The following is a 3,722-nucleotide window of genomic DNA, read 5'->3' on the forward strand; positions in this document are numbered from 1 at the left end:
AAAAGGCAATGGTTGCAGTGGCAGCTTCCCTTGAAAAAAACAATCTCAAGAGTCGTATGGTGCTTCAGGTTCATGATGAACTCAACTTTGAAGTTTTAAAAAGTGAAGCAGAAACGGTTAAGCAAATCGTTAAGAAAGAAATGGAATCAGCTGTGTCATTAAAAGTTCCACTTGAAGTGGATATTGGGTTGGGTGTTAACTGGCTCGAGGCACATTAGATCTTTATTCACGTTATTTGGTCCGGTAAAAAATACCTCTTTCTTTTATTTCAGTGGTGATTTTCCCTTTTGCTTCCAGAACCTCGAGATATTGGTTAACCGCCTGGATGTGAATGCCGAGAAGGGCCCTTAAGTCTTGAACCGTGCATGGACGGCGGGCTATGGTATCGAGAATGGCGTTCTCGGTATCTTCGCGATAAGCTTTACTTTCTTCTTTGACCGGGGTGGCAGCAACAACTTCCGTGTTCCTGAAATTCAGTTTGTTTTTAATTTCAACGAGTTCTTCTGCCAGGGCAGGCCTGATCCCTTCAATGGTGCCAGGCCGGTCGAGTGTATTAATTTGCAATCGGTTGGGGCTTATTATTTCAATGGCCTGTTTCAATGCTGCAATATCTCTGTCACTGTCGTTGTAGCCCGGGAGTATAAACAATTCCAGCCACATTTCGCCATTAAATTCCTTTCGTAGATTAATCAGGCCCTCGATGTGGTCTTCAACTTTCAGGCTTTGATATGGCCGGTTTATTTTTTTAAAAGCCTTTTCGGTTGCTGCATCTAATGATGGCAATATGACATCGGCGTTCAATAGTTCTGCTCTTACATTTTTATCGTATAGCAGCGTACCGTTTGTCAGTACGGCAACTTTCAGGTAGGGATAATTTTGTTTGATAAAATTAATAACATCGCCTGCACGAGAATTTAGCATGGGTTCACCATAGCCTGAAAGTGTAATGAAGTCAGGGTCAATGTTGTGTTCCATGTATTCTTCCAGTTCTTGGATGACTTTTTCATACGGGACATATTCCATTCTTTTCGTGGTAAGTTTGGTCGTGGTGCCTACCTCGCAATAAACGCAATTCAGGGAGCAAACTTTTTTAGGAACCAGGTCAACGCCCAGCGACATACCGAGTCGGCGTGAAGGTACAGGGCCAAATATATATCTAAACATGAGTTTATTGTTTTTATGGATTTTCAAAGTTAAGATGAAATATTTTATTTTGAAACGGGTATTTCATACAATACTCCAGCAAAATATTGTAATAGTCCGTAAATCGGTTATTCTAATTGATTATCTCATATTTTGAAGCGCTATATATCAGGGTTAATCGAAATTTCTAATTAACTTCTAACGATCTATTGTCAAAAACTAAACCTTGAAATCATTTATCTCTTTTTTTCATGTATACCGGTATAAGTTTTTTGCAAAAATCCGGAACTAAGCTTACATTTAAGGGTGAAGTAGCGGGGGCGCATAAAAGTCCAATATTTCTAAACACGGCTGTTACACACGCGAAACGAAGAAGAGTTCGGCAATAAAGATGCTTTTTAGAGCGGGCTCTTTTGTTTTAGCTACTTTTTTGGCTTCAATTCCTGCATCATTTTTACGGTTAAGTCTTTTTTTGAGGTGCTATGAATTTTTTATGGTACCTTTGATAAAGGAGTAATACAATAATCTATGGGACAAAAACGCAAACAACGGCCAAGTTCGGAAGAGTTATTAGCCACGATTTCGTCGATGTTAATACCTTCTTCTATATTAGAACACTTTGATATCTATGGGGCGCAAGAATCTAAGGCGAGTTGGGTAATAGAATTACGAGAAAAGGAAGGACTTATACCCAAAGAATTACAAGATTATGGCGATGTTGTATTTGATGGCTATTGCAATCCCTTGGAGGCCTTGAGTCATAGTTTTATATGTAAGCCGGTTTATCTAAAAGTTTACCGGCGTCGATATAAACGAGCTGGAAAAGATGCTCATTTCAGTAACACTTACGATCTGACATTGAAAGGAGTAAAAATGGTTCCAGAATTGGGTCTTTTTTTAAAGGACGAAGATTGAAGAAGAACCAGTCAACATATCCACTGTGGCCAGAATTTTCAGTCTCAAACCCAAGACGCTTTACCACTGGTACAGGAATTATTTAAGTGCTTATAACCCAGATAAAGACTCCGGTGTATGGCATCCCAAGTATCTTGAAAATATAGACATGGAAACCGGAGAAATAACCAAAGGAAAGCCACTTTATGTTTTTAAGCCTGAGAATATCGGAGAAAGGATGAGCATTGACGACAAAGCCATTGGGCACGAAGGCTTCACGATATTGAGTAATGCTGACACGGGAAAGATTGCCATGATGGTTGAGAGTTGCAAAAGTGCAGAAGTTGGCGATGCGATTTCTCAATTTGGTACTGATTTACAAAAGGTAAAAAATATTAGCTGTGATATGGCCGCTAGTTATTTATTGGTCTGTTCAGAAGAACTTCCCCAAGCAAAAGTAGTTATTGATAAGTTTCATGTAATGCAATATGTTTATGATGCAGTGCTGGATGTAAGACGAAGAATAAAAAAGGAACTTTCATCCAATTTAAGTAAAGGCAAAGTAAAAACTCAACAGGATAAAGCAATACTTTTTCAATTAGACTTACTCAGGCAAACGCGTTATCGCCTTACACAGTCACCTCACAAATGGAGTGATGCCGGCAAAGAAGTAATGGATTCTGCATTTTGCAATCATCCACAACTCAAAACAGCTTATGACCTGGCCCAGGCATTCAAGAAATGGTATGCAATAGAGAATATTTACATCAAGAACAGCCAGACAATTACCGCTGACCTTCATCGATGGTATTATAACGTGAATGACACTAAGTTAGATGAGTTTAGGTCCGTGTTGAAAATGATAAGAAAACATGAAAATGAAATCTTGAACTTCTTTATATGCGGACAAACTAATGCTAAGGCTGAAAGAATTAATGGCAAAATAAATAGGTTTATTTCTAATAATTATGGCATGAAAGATAAAGACTTTGCACTCTATCGAACCGCACTTTATTTTTCATAGCACCTCAAAAAAAGACTTAACCGGATTTTTTGATGTTTGAATTTTTTGATAATTCGATTATGCAAGGCAGTCAACCTTCAAGAGACACTTTTTCCGGCAAGTTTGGAATTATTGCAGCGGCCGCTGGGTCGGCCATTGGTCTTGGCAATATTTGGCGGTTTCCTTATGTTTTGGGAGAAAATGGGGGGGGCGCCTTTTTGCTGATTTATTTGCTGTTTGTCCTTTTAATAGGGGTTCCTGTTATGATTTCCGAACTCATGATTGGACGGAAAGCGCAACTCAATGCTTTTGGGGCATTTCGGAAACTTGCACCTGGCCAGCACTGGTATATGATCGGTATAATGGGAGTTGGAGCTGCTTTCCTGATACTCGCTTTTTATTCAGTGGTCGCGGGATGGACACTTCAATACGTCTTTTTTTCCATTACAAACGCGCTTGCAGGTAACACGCCTGATGAAATGATTGCTGTATTTGACGGTGTGCAGGCAAGCAAAGGATTATCCATTTTATGGACACTTTTATTCATGGGAGGAACTGCCTATATCGTGAGGTCTGGTATTGAAAAGGGTATTGAGAAATACACCAAAATTCTGATGCCCGTCCTGGTGCTTATTCTTTTGATGCTTAGTGTTCGTGCCGTTACACTGGAGGGAGCTTATGA

At 39.5% G+C, this 3,722-nt stretch carries 5 protein-coding genes; 4 read left to right on the plus strand and 1 reads right to left on the minus strand.

What is annotated here, in order from left to right:
* A partial coding sequence (locus tag VJ937_RS07550) for a DNA polymerase (protein WP_324066291.1) occupies positions 1-218 on the plus strand: 218 nt, incomplete at its 5' end.
* Positions 219-231: 13 nt separating this feature from the next.
* Here VJ937_RS07550 and VJ937_RS07555 read toward each other — a convergent pair.
* The gene (locus VJ937_RS07555) at positions 232-1,164 is read right to left on the minus strand and encodes a radical SAM protein (RefSeq protein ID WP_324066292.1); all 933 of its coding nucleotides are present in this window, start codon (positions 1,162-1,164) and stop codon (positions 232-234) included.
* 507 nt (positions 1,165-1,671) lie between these two features.
* Between VJ937_RS07555 and VJ937_RS07560 the strand changes: the two genes are divergently transcribed.
* From VJ937_RS07560 to VJ937_RS07570, 3 genes are all read left to right on the plus strand, one after another.
* Positions 1,672-2,058 carry an ISAon1 family transposase N-terminal region protein gene (locus VJ937_RS07560; protein ID WP_324066293.1) on the plus strand — a complete coding sequence of 129 codons (387 nt, stop codon included), beginning with the start codon at positions 1,672-1,674 and terminating at the stop codon, positions 2,056-2,058.
* A gap of 25 nt (positions 2,059-2,083) precedes the next feature.
* A complete protein-coding gene (locus VJ937_RS07565; protein ID WP_324066294.1) occupies positions 2,084-3,061 on the plus strand; it encodes a transposase in 978 nt (325 codons plus the stop codon).
* Positions 3,062-3,120: 59 nt separating this feature from the next.
* Positions 3,121-3,722: sodium-dependent transporter (locus VJ937_RS07570; protein WP_324066295.1), on the plus strand; the 602-nt coding region annotated here is incomplete at its 3' end.

It is taken from the genome of Salinivirga sp. (assembly GCF_035268865.1).
Lineage (GTDB): Bacteria > Bacteroidota > Bacteroidia > Bacteroidales > Salinivirgaceae > Salinivirga.

Coding starts and splice junctions, on each gene's coding strand:
- VJ937_RS07555 (WP_324066292.1), bottom strand. CDS start 1,164: ATGTTTAGATATATATTTGGCCCTGTACCTTCACGCCGACTCGGTATG.
- VJ937_RS07560 (WP_324066293.1), top strand. CDS start 1,672: ATGGGACAAAAACGCAAACAACGGCCAAGTTCGGAAGAGTTATTAGCC.